The sequence below is a fragment of the Pseudomonas sp. Irchel s3f7 genome, from assembly GCF_900187615.1.
Classification (GTDB): domain Bacteria; phylum Pseudomonadota; class Gammaproteobacteria; order Pseudomonadales; family Pseudomonadaceae; genus Aquipseudomonas.
Genome location: NZ_FYDO01000001.1, coordinates 228,955 through 248,859, shown reverse-complemented (window position 1 = coordinate 248,859; position 19,905 = coordinate 228,955). Strand labels below are relative to the sequence as shown.

Genomic DNA, 19,905 nt, shown 5'->3' with positions numbered 1-19,905 from the left:
TTCAGAAGTCCTTGTGCAGTTGCACACCAAAATAGCGTTCGTCGTCCCGTGGCACGGCGCGGTAGATGTAGTTGCCGCCAGTGGCCAGCATTGGTGAATAGGACTTGTCCGCGAGGTTTTTGCCGAGCAGCGCTACTCGCCAGCCGTTGTTGTAATCAGCCAGAGCGATGCTGGCATTCCAAATCCCGTAGGCGCCCTGTTTGGTGTCGGGATTCTGGCTGATGTCGTACTGCACTTCGCTTTGCCAGCTGAAGTCGGTGCCCAGTTCGACATCCAGACCGTTATCCAGCGGGATGCTGTAGTCGGCGCGCACGTAGCTCTTCCAGTCCGGACTGTACGGAAGCGGCTTGCCATTGACGTTGCACGACGCTGCGGCACCCGGTGGGCAGGCAAACTCGTCAATGCGTGCATGGGTGTAAGCCAGCGCGCCGGAAAACTTCAATTGCTGGGTGGCCTGCAAGGCGTAGTCGAGTTCGACGCCTTCGGTGCTGACACTGCCGGCGTTGACCAGACGGGTCACCACTTGCCCTGCCACGGTGTCGAAGAAGTTCGCCTGGTAGTTGTCGTACTCGCTGTGGAATACCGCGACGTTCGTGATCAGGCGATTGTTCCAGGACGTGGCCTTGATCCCCAGCTCCCAGTTGTTGGACGTTTCCGGCTTCAGTGCGTCGGTATCACGCGGCTGCATGTTGAAGAACACGTTGTAGGCCGGGCCTTTGTAGCCCCGCGAATAGGTCAGATAAGTGGTTACTGTATCGGTCAGGTCGTATTGCAGGCCAAGCCGACCTGACCAGCCGTCTTCGTCCACTGACCCGGAACTGCTGGTGCCCGGTTGGATGCCGGTGACGGCGGTCGCCGAAGTGGAAACCCGGCGGTGATCGTATTCCAGATCGTCATGCGTCCAGCGCAGACCGGCGATGCCACGAACGGCCGATGTGAAGTTCAGCGTGCTTTCGCCGAAGACCGCGTAGCTATCGTTGCTGGTGCTGTAATCGGCGATACCACGGTTGACGCTTGTGGGAGTGGTCAACGTGCGCTGATAGGTTTCATCGTCCTTGCCGTGCATGTAGAACAGGCCACCAACGTACTCCAGGAACTCGCCCTTCGGTGACGCCAGGCGCAGCTCTTGCGAATACTGATCGAACGCCAGATCGCCTATGTCGGCTGAGCCTGGAAAAGCGGCGGTGATGGTGCTTAGACGATCACCATCCTGATATTGGGTGTTATCCCAGCCACGCCACGCGGTGATCGAGGTCAGTGTGTAATCGCCAAGACTCCAGTCGAGTTGGCCAGAGAGGCCCTTGTTGATGTCATCGACGTGGCTGCGCGTGTCAGTATTGATCTTGCGGTTGTCGCTGGACGCCCGCACCGGGCTCAACGCATTTGCAAAGGCCGGCGTCAGTGACTCGCTGACCACACCATTCGGTGCATCGTCATGGGACTGCATGTAGTCCGCGATAAAGGTGAACTTGAGGTCATCGTTAGGCGTGAACTCAAGTTTGCCGCGTGCGCCTTTGTGGTTGTAGCCATTGACCTCCTGACCGTTGTGCTCGTTATCGACGTTGCCGTCATAGCTGCCGAACAAGGTGGTGATCGAGCCCTTCAAAGTGTCAGGAATCAGACTGCCACCGAGACCGAAACGGGTACGGCTTTCGTTGCCACTGTAGTTCGATTGGTCGATGTAACCTTGGGTTTCGGCGGTCGGTGCCCGGCTGATGATATTGAGTACGCCGGCCGAAGCGTTCTTGCCGAACAGCGTGCCTTGCGGGCCACGCAGGACTTCGATCCGTTCCAGATCCAGCAGGTCAAGGGTCGTTTGACCTGGGCGAGCGTAGACCACGCCATCGATCACCGTAGCCACGGTCGGTTCAACGCCAGGGGAAGTGGATATCGTCCCCACGCCACGCACAAACAACGAGGTGTCCTTGTTCGAGGCACCGGTACGAAAATTCAGCGACGGTACTTGCTGGACGATGCTCGATACGCTGTTACGGTTGTCTCGCTCCAGCTGTTCGCCATCGACGACTGACACCGCCACCGGGATTTTTTGCAGCGATTCTTCGCGACGAGTCGCGGTGACTGTGACGGATGTAAGCGTCGGCTCACTGTTGTCGGCGGCGAACGCATTACCAGACGGCAACACGGCTAAGCCGGTAAATAACCACCCCGCAGCGCGAATCGAATGCGCCAATGTGTTTCTTGCCCCAGGAAAATTGCCCATGGTCTACCCGCTCGAAAGTGTGCCCTGAACCGCTGCCGTTCTGCGACGACAGCGTCTGAAATATGTCTTGGGCATTCGCTCGAGCGAGTAGCAGACAAAACGCTTTGGTAGCGCTAACATCGACAGTATCAACAACCGCTACATAGATCGTCAAATACTAATAAATTAGTTTTATATGTCTTTTAGTTTTTAAAAGGATTGCGAGTTGAGCGAAAATTTACCTCGTAAACGCCGAGGCGCCGGCCGCGTTACCCTCAACACCGTGGCGCGACAGGCCGGTGTCTCGGCCATCACCGTTTCGCGCTTCTTCAACCAGCCGGAGCAGGTATCGCCTGAGCGACGCGAGCGCATCGCTGCCGTGGTTGCGCAATTGGGCTACGTGCCAAACCTGGTCGCCGGAGGGTTGGCCTCGGCGCGCGGCAAAATCGTCGGCATGGTGATCCCGAACATTTCCGGGCCGATCTTCGCCAACACTATTCAGGGTTTCAGCGACACGCTCAGTCGCAACGGTTATCAGCTGCTTTTGGCGTCGAGTTATTTCAGTGTCGAACAGGAAGAAAGTGCGGTGCGGGCGTTCCTTGGCTGGTCGCCGGCGGCGTTGGTATTGACCAGTCACTTCCACAGCGTTGGCACCGAAAAAATGATCGCTGAAGCGGACATCCCGGTGATTGAAACCTGGGACTACCAACCGGAGCGCGGGCCAATGCAGATCGGCTTTTCGCACTTTGACGTGGGCGTGACAGCCGCGCGTTACCTGCATGACAAATGCTATCGGCGAATTGCCTTCGTGCAGAACAGTGCCGCCGGTGATTTCAGTGCGCTGGAGCGCCGCGATGGCTACATCACCTGTGTTCGTGAACTGGGACTGGAACCGTGGGTATTTGCGCCGGAGGTGGGTCTGGCGCCGTTTGAAGCCGGAAAACAGGCGATGGAAGCACTCATGCAGGCCTCTGCCCCTCCCGATGCAATCATCTTCGCCAACGACAACCTCGCAGCCGGCGGGTTGCTGGCCGGGCAACGCACGGGGCTTAATATTCCCGGAGATTGCGCGGTGCTTGGGTTTGGCGATTACCCGTTTGCCGAAATGCTGCTCCCGAGTTTAAGCACTATCAAACCACCGGCCTTGGAAATCGGTGTAATGGCGGCGACGCGAGTGCTGGAAAGCCTGGGAGTGCTGCCGGTGGAGGGCGAGGTGCAGCGGATAAATCTGCTGGATTGCCTGGTGATCGAGCGTGAAAGTACTTGAAAGCTGAATTGCAAACACGACCTGAGGACTCTGAATTATCTACCGCCGCGAGATACTCTCTGTCGCACCATCGTGCCTCTTCGACTCCGGCGGAGTCGACGCAAGAGTTCAACACGGCCTACGTGTTCATCTCGCACAACCTAGCGGTGGTGCGTCACGTCGCCGATCACGTGATGGTGATGTACCTCGGTCGCCCGGTGGAAATGGGCCCGAAAGAGGACATCTACACCCGTCCTCTGCACCCGTACACCCAGGCCCTGTTGTCGGCCACGCCGACCATTCACCCAGACCCGAACAAACCGAAAATCAAGATCGTCGGCGAGTTGCCCAACCCGATGAACCCACCGTCCGGCTGCGCCTTCCACAAGCGCTGCCCGTACGCCACCGAGCGTTGCAGCACCGAAGAGCCAGCCCTGCGCCTGCTCGACAGCCGGCAGGTGGCTTGCCACTACGCGGCAGACATCAACAACTGAGGCACAGGGGTTGACGGGCCGCGTCCTTGTCAACCCACACGCCCGCCACCGGACGATCAGGCCTTTACTCGTGGGTTGAGACAATGCACTTACCCTTGGTCGCTTTAATCTCCGCGAATGTAGTGCTCCAGCTGCCGGATCAGATTGGCTTGCTCGACGATGGCTTCTTTCACCAGATCACCAATCGATAAAAGGCCAATCAGTTGATCACCCTCCAGCACCGGTAAATGACGTAGGTGACTGTCGGTCATGACCACCATGCAGCGCTCTATGCTCTGCCGACTGTCTGCCGTCACGACGGGCGCGCTCATGATGGCCCTGACCGGCGTACCCACCGAAGATCGGCCCTGTAGAACGACTTTGCGCGCATAGTCGCGTTCGCTGATAACACCGATAACCAAACCCTTCTCGATGACAGGTAGAGCACCCACGTTCTTCTCAGCCATCATCTTCAGTGCGTCGAGCACCGTCTGATCCGGCGCGATGCTATGCACCTGCTGGTTTTGCAAGACCTTCAGTTTCAGCAACTGTGCGACTGTTTTCATAAGTGCCTACCCTGCGAATCACGGTTAAAAAATCAAAAAAAAACGCCTGAAACCTTTTGGTTTCAGGCGCCTTTGCCTGTTCTTTTGTGGTGTTGAAGCCTGCCTTACATACCCGATATCACTCCGGACATGTCAGCCCATTCGATCGTCATTGACCGGGCTGCCCAGGAAAATATGTACAGATAAATCCGATGCGGGTCTTGCAGCCTTTGTGCCAGTCGGCGGCCGCGGTCCAGGCAAACGTCAGTTGAAGGTAACCAGACGTCCAGGAAAGCGAACTGGCATGGAAAACACATCGAGACGACTGAGGTAGTGGACGCAAAGCCCGTTGCGTCGCCTTCGATTGGTGCACGGCCTCATGCATGGCGCGTTACAAAAGCGCATGTTTCGGTCCGTTACGCAGCACAGCCGGCAAGCAGTCCATCATCTCTGCGTCAGATCAGGCCTCTAGCGTTTCAGTCATTGCGATGCCTTTGCGACCTAATTGTTTGACGCCATACATGGACTGATCCGCCGTTTTAAGCAGCGTGTCGAGACTCTGGCCGTGAACAGGAAACAGCGAAACCCCGATGCTGCACGAGAGCGCTCGCTCGCCAGCGGTTGTCATGACCGGCTGAGCGATGGCTCCAAACAACCTCTCCGCCTTTTTTTCCGCACTCTCGGCGCTGGTAATGTCCGTGAGCAGAATGACGAATTCATCCCCTCCATAACGTGCGACGGTGTCACGCGAGCGGGTCGCCTGAAGCATGCGACTTGCGACCGTTCGAAGCACTTGATCGCCGACTTCATGGCCGCATTCATCGTTGATTTCCTTGAAGTGATCCAGGTCGATCAACAACACGGCAAACTGCGTCCCATCCATTTTCCAGTGGCCGATGGCCTGCTCAAATCGATCGGCAAAGAGGTAGCGATTGGGAAGTTCTGTGAGTACGTCATGGGTTGCCAGATACGTTGCTCGTTCGTGCTCGACTTCAGCCCTTTCTATCGCCTTGAAATGCCGGATCAACACAAGTGGCATGAGGACAAGTGCCCCGGCCAGAACGGCAAGAATCACCCATGTTTCGGCGGTCAGAACATCCCCAAACCGCAACTGACGCTCAAACAGCAACGTCATGGGTTGTGATGCGTTTCTGATGTCGACCCGATCAGTCAGGCACGGCAAGAAAAACTGATCCAGGACGCCAGCCTGCTCTGTGTCTGTAGAAAACACGTTGTTTTCTGTACCCGCCCCGGTTTTCAGAACAGCGCTGATATGGACGAAAGGATCGACGTTCGCATCGTTGACGGCCTGCAATAGCGAGTCCGTTTTGATCAAAAGCAACGACAACATCGTGCTGCCGAAAAAGTTGGGGCGCGTGCTCTCTCTTGCATCCTCGGTACGACTGACAGACTGCATCAGAATGTAGGCATTACCCCCTTCGTACATCGAGAAAACGGGTGATACGACGGGTTTCTGATTGCTGCGGGTTCGCGCCAGTGCATATGAAAGATGCCCAACGGTTTCCAGCCGAACGCCATAGATCGAACTGGATTCCGGGGCTGGCGGGTACATGAATAACACGGGCCAGGTCTCATTGAGATTGACCTGATGCTGGGCAGGTTGCTGAGCCAGGCTCGGGAAATCCTTGAGTGCAAAATCCGGACGCCAGGTGCGTCTCAACAGTTTTTCAAAGGCTGCCTGCTCGGCGACGGGTACCGCCCTCGCCGCCTCGAGCATGTAAATATGAGGGTACGCGGATAAAACCGCTGCCGCATAGCGAGCGGCTGCTTCCGTATCGCTCTGGTCGACGGCCTGAAGAAATGCAGAAAAACCCGACAATACCGCTTCATTGGTATCGAGCTGGTTGCGCACGATGCCGGAAATGTTCTGTACGTATTCTGAAAAACGCGTTTTCCGGCGTTCAGTCTCGGACGTCAGCAGTAGCAACGTCGAAAACCCCACCAAACCGACCGCCAAAAGCATGAACCCCACCAAAGAGCTGCGCCGTTTGGTAAGCATCATTCGGGCTTCTCGACTTGCAGAGCGTACGGGGTTCCGAGGGGCATAACTAGAGCAAAGGCAAGCGCTATGGTTTTCAAACGAGGTGCAATCCATGCAGTAAAAAGGGAAATCCAAAGTGTCACAGTGCCAGTATCTCACTAAACCGCACGGTAGACGTAGAGCCGATTCAGCGTACTGATCCCCGTCTTGCTGCCGTTGTTCTTGAAGTTCTCTGCGACTCCAGACAATTTTCCGCCAACTCTTTGGCTGGTTCACTGCGACTTCGCTCCCCGAGCGGTCGTCAACAAAACGTTATTTTTCCGAAATGTTTTATAACCGTTAATCAGTAAAATCTGTTTTTTGACGCCTGACCGATGTGCGGTCACAACTTTTGAGCTCCTCCGGGTCATAAAACGGTAACTGCAGATGGAATATTGGCATTTACCGAGGTTTTCGCCTGATACGGAGATAAACTCATGATTTTCAATGTACGAGATTTTGGCGCCAAGGGAGATGGCATCACTGACGACACGGCGGCGATACAACGCGCAATTGATGCGGCGGCCGCTGCAGGCGGGGGGCAAGTGTATGCGCCGACCGGAACTTATATCGTTTCGGGGGGTGAGGAACCTTCCGACGGCTGCCTGATGCTCAAGAGCAACGTCTACCTGTACGGCGATGGCATGGGCGCAACCACCGTCAAGGTGGCTGACGGTTCCGACACGAAAATCACCGGCGTCATCCGCTCCGCCTATGGCGAGCAAACCCACGACTTCGGCGTCAGCAATCTCACCATCGACGGCAACCGTGACAACACCACGGGCAAGATCGACGGTTGGTTCAACGGCTACATTCCCGGTGAAGCGGGCTACGACTCCAACGTCACCCTCGACAGTGTCGAGATCAAGGATTGCTCCGGGTACGGTTTCGACCCCCACGAGCAAACCGTCAACATGGTCATCAAGAACAGCGTCTCCCACGGCAACGGCCTGGACGGATTCGTTGCCGACTTCCTCAGCGACAGCACCTTCGAAAACAATGTTGCCTACGACAACGACCGGCACGGTTTCAACATCGTTACCAGCACCCACGACTTCACGCTCACCAATAACGTTGCCTACAGCAACGGCGGCAATGGCATCGTGGTGCAGCGCGGCAGCGAGGACATCCCCTCCCCCAGCAACATCACCATCACCGGCGGCGAGGTGTACGGCAACGGCGCCGAAGGGGTGTTGATCAAACTGTCCAGCGAGGTGACCGTCAGCGGCGTCGACATTCACGACAACGCCAGCGCCGGGATTCGCATCTACGGCAGCAACCACGTCGAGATCATCGACAACACGCTCAACAACAATTCCCTGGGCAGCCCCGTCCCGGAGATCATTATTCAGTCGTACAACGACACCCTGGGCGTGTCCGGCAAGTACTTCAACGGCAGCGATAACACCCTCCAGGGCAACGTCATCATCGGCAGCAACCTGTCGACCTACGGCATTGCAGAGCGCAATGAAGACGGCACTGATCGCAACGCCATTATTGGCAACACCATCAGCCACACCAGCAACGGCGCCACGCTGATCTATGGCGACGGCAGCTACGTCAGTGCCACGGTGCCGATGACCATCGTGCAAGGTACGGCTGGCAACGACACCCTGCTGGGCAGTTCCGCGACCGAGATCTTCTACGGCGGGGCCGGCAACGACACGATCAACGGCGGTGCCGGTGGCGACATTCTGGTGGGTGGTGCGGGCCTCGACAAACTCACCGGCGGTACCGGCGCCGACACATTCCGTTTTGTCACTCAGTCCGACAGTTACCGCAACGCAACCACAAGCTTCGATGACACCCTCACCGACTTCGACGTCACCCAGGACAAGATCGATCTCGCCGGCCTCGGATTCACCGGGCTGGGCAATGGCCGTGGCGGCACTCTGCAAGTCAGCTACAGTGCCAGCAGCAATCGCACTTACATCAAGGACTACGATGCCGACGCCAGCGGTAACCGCTTCGAGCTGATTCTCTCAGGCAACTTCGCCAGCACCCTGACCGCCAGCAACTTCATCTTCAATAGCGTGATCACCGGCACCAGCGCCAGCGACTCGCTGCTGGGTAGCGATTCGGCTGATACCCTGCTCGGCCTTGCGGGTAACGACAGCCTCAGTGGCGGCGCGGGCGACGACATGCTCGACGGCGGCGCCGGGCGCGATTCGCTGTACGGCGGCGCGGGTGCCGACACCTTCCGCTACAGCAACGTGCTCGACAGCTACCGCGACTACGACACCGGTGGTATCACGGCCAGCGACACGATTTATGACTTCACCGTGGGTGTCGACAAGATCGATGTTTCGGGCCTGGGCTTTTTCGGCCTCGGCGATGGTCACAATGGCACGTTGTACATCACCCTCAACGCGGCTGGCGACAAGACCTACATCAAGTCCGCCGAAGCGGATGCCGATGGCAATCGTTTTGAAATCGCCCTCAGCGGCAACTACCTCAACACCCTGACCGCCAGCGACTTCGTGTTCGGCGAGCGCGCCCAGCAGGACATCCTCTACCTGCCCACCCTCGGCCAATCCAATGCGCGCCTACTGCGCATGACGGAGGACGACAATCAGTCCGGCACCTCGATGCTGGTCAACGACCTGGACCGCTACACCCCCTACGACGTTCGCAGCCAGTTCACCGATGGCAATGGCAACGGCATCGACATTGCGGTGGGCGGCAGCACAGTCACCGGCCTGTCGACGCTCAGCGCCGAGGAACTCAAGTTGTGCTGGTGGCTGACCGACACCAATCAACCCGGGGCTGCGCTGTTGCGCGCCGTGACGCTACTGCGGGACCAGCTCACCGAACTTCAATCGATCAGTAACGTCACCATGGGCATCATTTGGGGCCAGGGCGAGGAAGCGGCCCAGGAGATCGGCCGCGCCACGGACAAAGCAGCGGCCGCCGCGGCCTACAAGGCCGCGACCCTCAAGGTGTTTGATTACCTGCATGCCCAACTCGGCAACTTCAACGTGTACTTGATGGAAACCGGTCACTACGAGCAGGACGCGGCGCGTGCCCGTGGTTATTCGGAGGAGAAGATTGCCTCCATCTTCGAGGGCGTTGGCTATGTCCGGGCCGCCCAGGAAGCCATCGCCGCCGAGCGTGCAGACGTCAAGCTGGCGGCGGACTACACCGACCTCCCCTTGCGCTACGAAGTCGAGCCGCTGGCGTATCCCGACGACGTCTGGCACCTGCACGAAGAGTCGGCAGAGATCGTTGGCCAGCGGCTGGCCGACTACATCGCCAATGACCTTGGCTTCCAGGGCAACCCCAACGACAACAACAGCGTGCAGGAGATTTTCGACAACGCCCGGAACATCATTTCCGGTACCGTTCAGGCGGATACCCTGGTGGGCAGTTCGGGAAATGACACGCTGGATGGAAACCTGGGCGCCGACACCATGACCGGTGGCGATGGCAACGACATTTATGTGGTCGATAACGCATCAGACCGCGTGGTGGAAACCAACACCTCGACCTCACAGATCGATGCGGTGCAGGCCTCGGTCAGTTGGACCTTGGGCGCCAATCTCGAGAACCTGGTGCTGACCGGCGTGTCGACCATCAACGGCACTGGCAATGAGCGGCACAACTTCATCACCGGCAACGCCGCCAACAACGTGCTTGATGGTGCAGCAGGAGCCGACAGCCTGAGCGGCGGCGATGGCAACGACACCTATTACGTCGACAACGCCGATGACGCCGTGATCGAGACCAACAGCAATGCAACGCCTGGTGGGATCGACAGCGTGCACAGCAGCCTGGCGGCCTTTACCCTCAGCAATAACGTCGAACATCTGTATGTCGATAGCACTGGCGCCGCCAATGGTACGGGCAATGCGCTGGACAACACGCTGTTCGCCGGAGCTGGCAACAATGTACTGGACGGGCGCGATGGCATTGACACGGTGTCCTATGACCGCGCCTTGTCCGGCGTGACCGTAAACCTCTCGACATCTGCGCAACAAAACACCGTGGGTTCCGGGCTCGACACCGTGAAATCCTGCGAAAACCTGACGGGAAGCGCCTACGCCGACAACCTGTCGGGCAACAGCGCCGCGAACGTTCTGAACGGTGGCGCGGGCAACGATGCGCTGGTGGGTGGTTCGGGCGATGACCGGTTGATCGGTGGTGCAGGCACCGACAACCTCACTGGTGGCACTGGCGCGGATACCTTCGCGTTCAGTGCGCTGTCGGACATGGGCGTCGGGGCTTTGCTCGATGTGATCAACGGGTTCAAGAGCACCGAGGGCGATCACCTGGATTTCACCGGCCTGGACGCCAACCCGCAGACCGTCGCTGTCGACGCCTTCACCTTCATCGGCAGCAACGCCTTCGACCCTGCCAACGCCACCGGTCAACTGCGCTTTGCCGATGGCATTCTCCAGGGCAGCGTGAATGCGGGGGCCACACCCGAGATCGAAATTCAACTGGTGGGCGTTCAGGACCTGCACGCCAGCGATTTCATAACTTTGGGTTAAACCCCGGATCCAAGCAAAGTCGCGGCCACCTGAAGATCGAAGGCGAACGCCGGAGTTTGCTGGGGGATGGTGCGACCCATTTGATGGCGGTGTTTATGCGGGAGCGCGGGTTTTGAGAGCGACAGACTTCAAATCGCTATCGATTCTCACGTGTGTGCCACAAGCGAAGCAGATAGAGGGTTGTACCCTGGATTTCGTAACGTAGTTCGTAGTGACCAACCAGGATTCGACGCACATCACGCGGGTCAAACTCCTCGATGCGCTCACCAATGCGAGGATTGGCGAGCAAAATACCTGCTGTCGAAGTAAGTTGCCGGACCGTATGAATGGCGGCGTTTTTGTTTACTGTTGCCAAAAACTCGTAAAGACGGGAGATATCGGAAAGTGCCTTGCCAGTCCACTTCACCGCCATCAGTGTGGCACCGGTAACGGCGTGTCTGTTCCCAAACTGTCAGCCCAGGCCTGGACAGCCTGATGGTCAATCACGCGATCTGCGTCTACATCAGCAAGGGCTTCACGGGTTAGACGACTGCGCTCCTCTTCCAGGTCGATCCAGGCGCATAGAGCTTGCTTGACGATCCAGTTTTTGGATCGTTCCAGACGCTCGGCCATTTCATCGACCTTCTCGGCTAGATCTACAGGTACGTGAGCCGTTACAGATCGGGTTTTGACGGATGTAGCCATAATCATTACTCCTTTGCCAACCAATGCAGTCAGCTCAAGCATGCGCAACCTTGATTCAAAGCGAATCTCTTTGAATCGAATTAAATCATAATTAGTAAGCCAGGAAGGTCGCGCGCGACACGTGGTCAGAAAAAGCCATGACTACCCCGCCATCAACGCCGCTTTGGTTTGTGCCCCGGCCAGGAACACCGCGATTTCCGGGTCGGTCCGCAAGGCGTGGAGCAGAAACTCAAGCATGCTGCGAACTCCCTTCCAGTGGCGGTCAAAGATCCTTGGGTTCTTGCGCCGGAGCCGTAAACCACTTGTCCTTGGGCACCCACTTTTCTTGTTGTGGATCGCCCAGATAGTGCGGCGACATAATCTGCACGCCGTACTCGTTGAACACATCCTGAATGTTGGCGTGCAACAGGCTGAGCAACACCGCACGCGGCCGAGGCTGGCTTGGAATGGCCTGGGCCACCAGACGGTATTCCGGGTAGAAATCGGACAATGCCGTTTGAAACACTTGCGCGGGTGGGTTTTCGAGAATCCCGGGCGTGCGCCTTGCAGCTTCCAGCAACATCCCTTCGACCTGTCGCCACGGAGTGTCGTAGCCGATGGTCACCACGGTATCGACCACGTAGCCGGGGCCTTGTACGACCCGTGAATAGTTCTTGGTGACCGTGCCGGTGATCATCGAGTTGGGCAACGTCAACACCTCGCCCAGACCGGTGCGAATACTGGTGGTGAACATACCCAGTTCGGTGACTGTCCCTTCGTGATCGCCAATGCGCACGAACTCACCGGGGCGCAAGGTTCGGGTGTACGTCAGGATCAACCCGGCCGCAGCCTGCCCGACCACGCTGGAAGCACCCAGTGAAATCATCAGACCGACCAGTACCGACAAGCCTTTGAACGCATCGGTACCCGCTCCCGGCAGGTACGGATACGCCATGGCCAACGCAAACAGCCAGATGGCCAGGGACGTCAGGCGTTGGGTCGGTTGCAGGGTTTCATGGTTCAGCCAGCTGAAGGTGCCGGGCATGGCCATGCGGCGCAGAATCCGGCGCATGAACGCCGTGGCGCCGCGAGCGATGAAAAAGATCGCCAACGCCACGCCCAGGCCGGGGATCGCGCCGAGAATGCCTTGCAATAAATAATCGCCGACTTCCAACAGATAGTTGTTGAGGCTTTCACCCCATGGCCGGGTATAGGGAAAACGCGACAGGACAAACCCCAGCCACTCATACGTCAGCAACAACACGATGACCCAACGCAGAAACTCGAGCAGGCGGCTGACCAGCGGATAGAGAAACTTGGCGTCGAACAACGGCACCCGTCCGACCTTGATCGCCTGGGTGTGCTTGTGCATCAGTTCGGGCAGTCGCTTGAGCACCCGGCGACGCAGAAACACCATGCACAGCAGTAGCCCGAGGTAGATCCCCGTGGCGAGCAACGCCGCAGCCACCGACCGCAGTATCAACCGCAGGCTGCGGCCTTCCTGGATTTCGGCCACTACCTGTCGCAGTTTTGCAGCCGCCGCTTCGGCCGCCTGTTGCGCCGATTCGTACTCGGTTTCATCGTAATCCTTGGGCGACACGATAAAGGCTCGGCGACTGCCCAACAGCACCATGTAGCTTTTCAGCACAGGATCAACGGTGACACTCAGGTCATCCGCTTCATCCAGGGCTTCGCCGATGACCCCTTTCGCCCGTTTGACCCGCGACGCCGGCGCTTCGCCGAGGATCGTCGCTCGAAACACCATGATGCTGCGGTTGGCCACTTTCAGTTCAGCGGGCGCATCGATCACCTTGGGTGTTTCATCAGCCCATGACAACGCTGACCAGAACAGACCGAATACAGTCAACAATACAGCGAGCACCCTGCTCCGCATGGGTCATTTCCTTACTTCACAAAAAATTCAGATAGAGGCTTGTTTCGCAGCGTAGTTCACCGATAAATGGTTGTCAGATTTCGGCTGCCTCCCCTTTGCTAGCCGCTGGGTGATGGTCCCGAGATTCGGGCACTAGCCGAATTCTGCGACTCGCAATCATGATCCTTGGGGGGAAAACAGGAAGGCTTCGGCTTTCCTGCTATGTTCCAATCACCGTTCATTGACGCAGGTCTGAACATTGGACGGCTATATCCTGATAATGCACTTTTCAGATTTCCAGGCGGGCTTTCGATGACCTCCCAGCTTTTTGAAGTTCACGGACTCGTGAGTTTTACCCTTGCGATACTCCTGCTGTTCCTCGGTAAAACCATCGTTCAACACAACACGTTTCTACGCCAATACTGCATTCCCGAATCGGTGGTCGGCGGGTTCGTCTGTGCGGCGGTAACGTCGCTCCTGTACTTCGGCCTCAATATTCAGATCGAATTCGATTTGCAGATCCGCGACACGCTGCTGCTCTACTTCTTTGCCGGTATTGGTTTGCGATCGGACATGCGCCAACTCATCAAAGGCGGACGCCCGCTGCTGATCCTGCTGGTGCTCGCCAGCGTATTCATTGTTTTGCAAAACACGCTGGGCATGAGTGTGGCCGAAGCCTTTGGGTTCGATCCCAAGGCGGGTTTGATGGTGGGCTCGATTTCCCTTACCGGCGGGGTCGGCACCACCCTGGCCTGGGCACCGATCTTCGTCGAAAAACTGGGCATCAGTAACGCCCATGAACTGGGGATCGCCAGCAACACCGTGGGTCTGATCGCCGCTTGCGTGATTGGCGGCCCTATCGCCAATCGTTTGATCAATCGTCATGGCCTGACGCCTTCCCGGGATGCGGAGCTGGAAGTCGGCATTCTCGAGCAACAACCGAGCAAGGCACTGGACTACTACGACGTGCTCTGGGCATGGATGTGGCTCAACCTGACCCTGATGCTCGGCTATGGACTCAACCTGCTGCTGGTCGATGCCGGCATCACCCTGCCCAAGTTCGTCAGCTGCCTGTTCGCGGGCATCGTCATTCACCACATCGTTCTGGCCGTGCTGGGTGATTCGCGATTGAAAACCTGGAGCGGCGCGAGCCTGGGTCTGGCACTGATCTCGGATATCTGCCTGGGCATGTTTTTGACCATGGCCCTGATGGGGCTTCAGTTATGGCAGCTCAGCGGCGCCTTGATGTTCATAATGTGCGCGTTGACTCTGCAAATTCTGTTGACGGTCGTCTACACGTATTTTGTGGTCTTCCGCTTCATGGGGCGCGATTACGAAGCCAGCGTGATCGCTTCCGGGTTCGGCGGCATAACCCTCGGCTCCACCGCAACGGCCATTGTCAACATGACGACCGTGACGCAAAAGTACGGCGCAGCCCACCAGGCCTTCCTGATCGTGCCGTTGGTGTGTGGCTTTTTCATTGACCTGGTCAACGCCGTGATCATCGGCATGTTCAGCGGTATTTAATCCCGGCCAAAAACAAAGAAGCCACTCGATTGAGTGGCTTCTTTTGAAGTTTTTTTCGCTCGTCTAGGCCAGTTTGATGGTTCCGCCCTGGATCTCATCCCGCGCCATCCGCAAATCATAGGCGTCCTGATGGAGCTGGTGGATCAGGTTGAGCAACCGTTGGCGCAACACCTCGTCCTTGAGTTGCTCAGCTGCACGCATCACATCGAGCGCCGCTGCCTCATTGTTGGAGGCGACGGAGTCGAGCAGTTTGCGCACGCTTCTTGATGGCCGATTCATCTCTTCCTTGCCCTCTGTTTTCGATGACGCGAATCATAGGGCTTGAATGTTTCGTCCATGTTTCAAATACGGTGAAATCAAAAAGTGCATCATCCATCCAGTTCGACTGCCGTGGAGAGCGCCGGGCGGGATATCGACCCGGCGCAGAGAATTGGCGGAAGGCAGCCGGAGTCGAACCTGCCCGGGAACGGATGCCGTCCCCAACCGGGTTTGAAGCCCGGCCGCGCCACCGGGCGCGATTGCCTTCCTTGAAATCAGGGCTCGGGGTGTTGAGCCAATGCATTGTCCAGACGAATCTGCCGACGATCACCGAAGCGCCGGGTCAAGCCTATGCGGTCGAAGTATTCCAGAATCTGAATGCTGCGCTTGCGCCCCAAACCGACGGCATCGCGAAACGCCGTCACCTGAATCACCGGGTCGACGGCCGCCAGTTGCACAAGCATAGCTGCCAATCGACGGATCATGCTGTCGGTGTAGAACAGGTCACGCACCACTTGATGCAACAGGCCCAGACGCGCCATTTTGCGCAACAGCGCGCGCACGGTCGCTTCGTCATGCCCCAGGTTGCGCACCCACGGCGGGTCGAAACCGGCTTGTTCGAACAGCGGTTGCAAGCGTTGCCACAGCGCTTCGTCTTCTTCACTCAAGTGCACCTGATGGTCGGGAAGATGCAGCCACGGACCGCTGCTGGCGATGTCGCCACTGGCCAATAACTCGTCGAGCAGGCTGATGAAGGTCGGGCGGTCGAGCGCGGTGCCGGTAAAGCGCCGCAAGCGGTCGCGGTCCGGGCCCATCTGGTCGGGTTCCAGTTGATGAAAGCGTGCGAGGTGCGCAAGCAATGGAGCTTTCAGCGCTTCCCAACGGGCGGTGCTGTACAGCAACGGGCCTTGCCGGGTGTCGATCATTCGAATGTCGTCGGGCAACGCCCAGGTGTTGCGAGGTCGATTGAACTGACGCTCCACGCGTTGCGGGTCCAGTCCGACATCACTGAGGGACAGCAACGCCGGCAGGATCTCTTCCAGTTTCTCGCTGTTGGCCAAGGCGTGTAATTGCGCCAGGCGTTCGGGGCTACGCCGTTGGCGACTGGGGGCAAACGGGTCGAGCACCCGACCGCCTCCAAGGGTGCGCTGAGCGCTTTGGTCGCGCAGGATCATCCGGTCACCCTTCACGGCGTGCACGGGTGAATTGAGCAAGACTTGCGCAAACATGCGCTCGCCCGGTGGCAGGCTGGCGCCTTCGAGCAAGGCCACTCGCCCGGTCACGTCCTGCGTGCCGAGGTGAACGTGAACCGGTTGGAAGTGCTCGAAAGCGCGAGACTCGCTCGCCAGCAGCTGCAGGTCGATATCCAGGCGCTCGGTGGGTGCGTGAAGCCAGTCGGCAAGCAGCCAGTGACCACGGTGAATCTGCTCCAGCACCAGGCGATCCGCGCTCAGGTTCAGGGCCACGCGTTGACCGGCAAAAGCGCTGTCTGCCGTCTGGTTCTGTGCATGCAACCCGCGAATTCGCACCGGTTTGCCCTGCGGCCCCAGCAACAACGTATCGCCCACCGCCACTTGCCCCGACAACGCCGTGCCGGTGACCACGATGCCCGCACCGGCAATGCTGAATCCCCGATCGATCGCCAGGCGAAAGCCGCCTTCGGTACTGCGTTGCTGCACTTCGCGCTGGGTTTGCAACAGCAGTTGGCGCAAGCTTTCGACGCCTTCGCCGGTGATACTCGACACTGCAATCAGCGGTGCATCGGCATAGGGTCCGGGGGCCAGCAAGGCGCGAATTTGCTGGTGTACGGTTTCGATCCGGGCGCCATCGACCCGGTCACACTTGTTGATCGCAACGATTGCCCGGGGAATGCCCAGCAGTTCGACAATCGCCAGATGCTCGCGGGTCTGAGGCATCACCCCATCATCGGCAGCCACCACCAGCAACACCAGATCAATGCCTTGGGCGCCAGCCAGCATGTTGTGAGTGAAGCGTTCATGACCGGGCACGTCGATGAAACCGGCCAGGCCCGCTCCCGGCTCCAGCGCCGCATAGAGATAACCCAAGTCGATGGTCATGCCGCGTTCGCGTTCTTCCCGACGTCGATCACCTGCCTGACCCGTGAGGGCCTGGAGTAAGGCAGTCTTGCCGTGATCGATGTGCCCAGCGGTGCCGACGATCACCCTGCCCGGCCCTCCATGTGCAATTGATCGAGCTGCGCCAGCCACGCTGGCTCGTCATCCAGTTGCCGCAAGTCCAGCCACAGAGCGTCGTCGTCAATGCGCCCGAGCACGGCAATCGGCAAGCGTCGAAAGGCTTCCTCCAGATTCAACAAGGCACGCCCACGCAAACGCTTCGACGTGAGCGGCCGCAGACACAATGCGGCGCTGGGCAACCGCGCCACCGGTTGGCTGCCGCTGCCGATCATGCCCAGGGCCGGCAACGCACTGACGGTCCACTTCTCGCCCACTACCGTGGCCAGCGTTGGGCGCAGGCGTTCGGCCTGGGCCAGAATTTCGTTTTGCGGCCGGGTCAGCAGGCGCAGGCTCGGCAACCGCTCGGCCAGACGGTCCGGGTTGCGGTACAGGTTCAACACCGCTTCGAGGGCGGCGAGGGTCAGTTTATCGACACGCAAGGCGCGCTTGAGCGGGTTCTTCTTGATCTTGGCGATCAGCGCTTTGCTTCCGACAATCAGCCCGGCCTGCGGGCCACCAAGCAGTTTGTCGCCGCTGAAGGTGACAATGTCCGCACCATCCTGCAGCGCCTGCCGCACCGTCGGTTCGGCGGGCAAGCCCCAACGGGTCAGATCCAGCAAGCTGCCGCTGCCGAGGTCTTCGAGCAACGGCAACCCATGTTGATGGGCCAGTTGCGCCAACTCGGCGGTCGGCACACTCGTGGTGAATCCCTGAATGCTGTAGTTGCTCGCGTGCACGCGCATGATCAAGCCGCTGCGCGGGCTGATGGCCGCTTCATAGTCGCGGGCGTGGGTGCGGTTGGTGGTGCCGACTTCGTGCAGTTTTACCCCGGCACGGGCCATGATGTCGGGGATGCGAAAAGCGCCGCCGATTTCGATCAGCTCGCCCCGGGAAATGATGCCTTCCTTGCGCGCCCCCAGGCTGTTGAGGGTCAGCAGCACAGCGGCAGCATTGTTGTTGACCACGGTCACGGCTTCGGCGCCGGTCAATTCGCGGATCAGGCCCTCGATCAAATCGTCGCGGTCGCCACGCTTGCCGGTTTGCAGGTCAAATTCCAGATTGAGCGGATAGCGAGCGGCCATTTGTACGGCCTCTATCGCTTCTTCGGGCAACAACGCCCGGCCGAGGTTGGTGTGCAGGACGGTGCCGGTGAGGTTGAATACCCGCCGCACATGGCTGCGGTGTTGGCTGGCCAACCGCTCGCCGACCCTGCCCGCCAGCACCTCGGGGCTGACTTCAACCGGCGCGAGCAAACGCTGCTGAACATCGTCGCGCAACTCGTCGAGCAATTGACGCAGGGCGGCAAGTAACGCGTCGCGTCCAAAGCGCTCGGCCAACGGCTGGTACGCCGCATGACGCAACAGACTGTCAACGGAAGGCAAACGCAGGTGATGGCTGGCACCGCTGGCGGACATCTGGCACTCCTGAAATCGAAAGACCGTCGCGCCAGAGTGTAGACGCTGTGGTCATTCGTCTCCCGGAGCCAGCAACAGATTCGGCGCCAGGCGCTGGTAGCCGTCCTGGGCCAGGCGCATGTCGAGCATCAGGCTGGACAGGTCCGCCGACAGCGCTTCGGCATGGGCGTCGTTTTCCAGGTACAACAATTTCAGATACGTGTTGCAGCTCGGGCACATCTCGGCGCGCAACGGCGCCTGATTGGCGGCGTGGCGATCGTCCTCAAGACTGAGGTAATCCAGACCCTTGCTCTGTTCGCAGTACACGCATTTGACCCGCACCACATGCCATTCGCAGGCACACAAGGAACAGGCCAGATAGCGCAAGCCGTTGTGTTTGCCACGATTGCGAATCACCCCGGCCATGGCCGGTGACCCGCAGGCCGGGCATTGGCTGAGGCTGTCGCCGGGCTTGAGTTGCAGGTTGGGCGTGCTCAACAGCCAGTGGCTCCAGGCCGTTTGCAGGGCCGCACCGAGAAACGGCACCAACGCTGCCGGCACCAGCGAAAACTGGCCGCTGACCAGTGCCACCGCCCAGGCGCGTCGTTGGCCGGGACTGGCCTGGTTCAACGCTGCCAGAGCGTCGGTCACAGCCGGTTGCGACGGTGCCGGGTAGCTTTCCAGCAATGCATCGAGATACGGCTGCCAATCGTCCTCGCGCACCAGGCTGTCGGCCGCGAATGGCGGAAAGCCGTGTTGCTTGCACACCTCGATGCGTTGTAGATCCAGCGGTTCGCTCAGCGGCGGGTTGTCCAGCACATGCTGTTGCACCCGGCACAACCCGGCGATGAGGCGCAGATAATCGGCCAGCGGATGCCCCTCGGCCAGCTGTTCCAGGCGCTGGGCGCGCAGATCGAAAAGAGTGTGCGGCGGCAGGTGCAGAAACGGCGGCGAACTGGCCGCCGCTTCGATTTGTCCGGGTTCGAGGATGGTTGGCAAC

General features: G+C 58.9%; 13 protein-coding genes, 1 tRNA gene and 1 pseudogene. 4 read left to right on the top strand and 11 right to left on the bottom strand.

What is annotated here, in order from left to right; all coding sequences use genetic code 11:
• Window position 1: 1 nt before the first annotated feature.
• Window positions 2–2,221: a TonB-dependent receptor gene (locus CKW19_RS01120; protein WP_095056176.1), complete on the bottom strand. Its 2,220-nt coding sequence runs from the start codon at window positions 2,219–2,221 to the stop codon at window positions 2–4.
• A gap of 205 nt (window positions 2,222–2,426) precedes the next feature.
• On the opposite strand from CKW19_RS01120, the gene CKW19_RS01115 reads away from it, so the two are divergent.
• Both CKW19_RS01115 and CKW19_RS01110 read left to right on the top strand, forming a co-directional pair.
• Window positions 2,427–3,467, top strand: coding sequence for a LacI family DNA-binding transcriptional regulator (locus CKW19_RS01115; RefSeq protein WP_095056175.1), 1,041 nt, complete (start codon window positions 2,427–2,429; stop codon window positions 3,465–3,467).
• 101 nt (window positions 3,468–3,568) lie between these two features.
• Window positions 3,569–3,940, top strand: a pseudogene (locus CKW19_RS01110) (oligopeptide/dipeptide ABC transporter ATP-binding protein); the annotation flags it as partial.
• 104 nt (window positions 3,941–4,044) lie between these two features.
• On the opposite strand, the gene CKW19_RS01105 reads toward CKW19_RS01110, so the two are convergent.
• Window positions 4,045–4,485 carry a CBS domain-containing protein gene (locus tag CKW19_RS01105; RefSeq protein ID WP_095056174.1) on the bottom strand — a complete coding sequence of 147 codons (441 nt, stop codon included), beginning with the start codon at window positions 4,483–4,485 and terminating at the stop codon, window positions 4,045–4,047.
• A 439-nt stretch (window positions 4,486–4,924) separates the two neighbouring features.
• Entirely contained in the window at window positions 4,925–6,484 is a 1,560-nt protein-coding gene (locus tag CKW19_RS01100; RefSeq protein ID WP_177408763.1) for a GGDEF domain-containing protein, read from the bottom strand.
• Window positions 6,485–6,942: 458 nt separating this feature from the next.
• Here CKW19_RS01100 and CKW19_RS01095 point away from each other — a divergent pair, with 458 nt between their 5' ends.
• Window positions 6,943–10,995, top strand: coding sequence for a glycosyl hydrolase family 28-related protein (locus CKW19_RS01095; protein WP_095056172.1), 4,053 nt, complete (start codon window positions 6,943–6,945; stop codon window positions 10,993–10,995).
• A 136-nt stretch (window positions 10,996–11,131) separates the two neighbouring features.
• Here CKW19_RS01095 and CKW19_RS01090 read toward each other — a convergent pair whose 3' ends face one another.
• From CKW19_RS01090 to CKW19_RS01080, 3 genes are all read right to left on the bottom strand, one after another.
• A complete protein-coding gene (locus CKW19_RS01090; RefSeq protein ID WP_095056171.1) occupies window positions 11,132–11,407 on the bottom strand; it encodes a type II toxin-antitoxin system RelE/ParE family toxin in 276 nt (91 codons plus the stop codon).
• Entirely contained in the window at window positions 11,407–11,679 is a 273-nt protein-coding gene (locus CKW19_RS01085; RefSeq protein WP_095056248.1) for a CopG family ribbon-helix-helix protein, read from the bottom strand. The genes CKW19_RS01090 and CKW19_RS01085 overlap by 1 nt, the downstream gene beginning before the upstream one ends.
• A gap of 262 nt (window positions 11,680–11,941) precedes the next feature.
• The gene (locus CKW19_RS01080) at window positions 11,942–13,552 is read right to left on the bottom strand and encodes a mechanosensitive ion channel family protein (RefSeq protein WP_095056170.1); all 1,611 of its coding nucleotides are present in this window, start codon (window positions 13,550–13,552) and stop codon (window positions 11,942–11,944) included.
• A 291-nt stretch (window positions 13,553–13,843) separates the two neighbouring features.
• Here CKW19_RS01080 and gltS point away from each other — a divergent pair, with 291 nt between their 5' ends.
• Entirely contained in the window at window positions 13,844–15,058 is a 1,215-nt protein-coding gene (gene gltS, locus CKW19_RS01075) for a sodium/glutamate symporter (RefSeq protein ID WP_095056169.1), read from the top strand.
• A gap of 63 nt (window positions 15,059–15,121) precedes the next feature.
• Here gltS and CKW19_RS01070 read toward each other — a convergent pair whose 3' ends face one another.
• The 5 genes from CKW19_RS01070 to fdhE form a co-directional block, all read right to left on the bottom strand.
• Complete coding sequence (locus CKW19_RS01070; protein WP_095056168.1) at window positions 15,122–15,337, bottom strand: hypothetical protein; 216 nt, start codon at window positions 15,335–15,337, stop codon at window positions 15,122–15,124.
• A 152-nt stretch (window positions 15,338–15,489) separates the two neighbouring features.
• Window positions 15,490–15,585: transfer RNA gene (locus tag CKW19_RS01065), tRNA-Sec, on the bottom strand.
• Between the two features lie 6 nt (window positions 15,586–15,591).
• The gene (gene selB, locus CKW19_RS01060; protein ID WP_095056167.1) at window positions 15,592–17,499 is read right to left on the bottom strand and encodes a selenocysteine-specific translation elongation factor; all 1,908 of its coding nucleotides are present in this window, start codon (window positions 17,497–17,499) and stop codon (window positions 15,592–15,594) included.
• A complete protein-coding gene (gene selA, locus CKW19_RS01055) occupies window positions 17,496–18,926 on the bottom strand; it encodes an L-seryl-tRNA(Sec) selenium transferase (RefSeq protein WP_095056166.1) in 1,431 nt (476 codons plus the stop codon). Before selA ends, selB begins: the two co-directional genes overlap by 4 nt.
• 51 nt (window positions 18,927–18,977) lie before the next feature.
• A complete protein-coding gene (gene fdhE / locus CKW19_RS01050; protein WP_095056165.1) occupies window positions 18,978–19,904 on the bottom strand; it encodes a formate dehydrogenase accessory protein FdhE in 927 nt (308 codons plus the stop codon).
• Window position 19,905 lies beyond the last annotated feature (1 nt).

What these genes read in the sequence shown, in the direction of transcription:
- selA (WP_095056166.1), bottom strand. Translation starts at nt 18,926, where the DNA reads ATGTCCGCCAGCGGTGCCAGCCATCACCTGCGTTTGCCTTCCGTTGAC.
- CKW19_RS01100 (WP_177408763.1), bottom strand. Translation starts at nt 6,484, where the DNA reads ATGCTTACCAAACGGCGCAGCTCTTTGGTGGGGTTCATGCTTTTGGCG.
- CKW19_RS01090 (WP_095056171.1), bottom strand. Translation starts at nt 11,407, where the DNA reads ATGGCGGTGAAGTGGACTGGCAAGGCACTTTCCGATATCTCCCGTCTT.
- CKW19_RS01085 (WP_095056248.1), bottom strand. Translation starts at nt 11,679, where the DNA reads ATGGCTACATCCGTCAAAACCCGATCTGTAACGGCTCACGTACCTGTA.
- CKW19_RS01120 (WP_095056176.1), bottom strand. Translation starts at nt 2,221, where the DNA reads ATGGGCAATTTTCCTGGGGCAAGAAACACATTGGCGCATTCGATTCGC.
- CKW19_RS01095 (WP_095056172.1), top strand. Translation starts at nt 6,943, where the DNA reads ATGATTTTCAATGTACGAGATTTTGGCGCCAAGGGAGATGGCATCACT.
- gltS (WP_095056169.1), top strand. Translation starts at nt 13,844, where the DNA reads ATGACCTCCCAGCTTTTTGAAGTTCACGGACTCGTGAGTTTTACCCTT.
- CKW19_RS01080 (WP_095056170.1), bottom strand. Translation starts at nt 13,552, where the DNA reads ATGCGGAGCAGGGTGCTCGCTGTATTGTTGACTGTATTCGGTCTGTTC.
- CKW19_RS01105 (WP_095056174.1), bottom strand. Translation starts at nt 4,485, where the DNA reads ATGAAAACAGTCGCACAGTTGCTGAAACTGAAGGTCTTGCAAAACCAG.
- CKW19_RS01070 (WP_095056168.1), bottom strand. Translation starts at nt 15,337, where the DNA reads ATGAATCGGCCATCAAGAAGCGTGCGCAAACTGCTCGACTCCGTCGCC.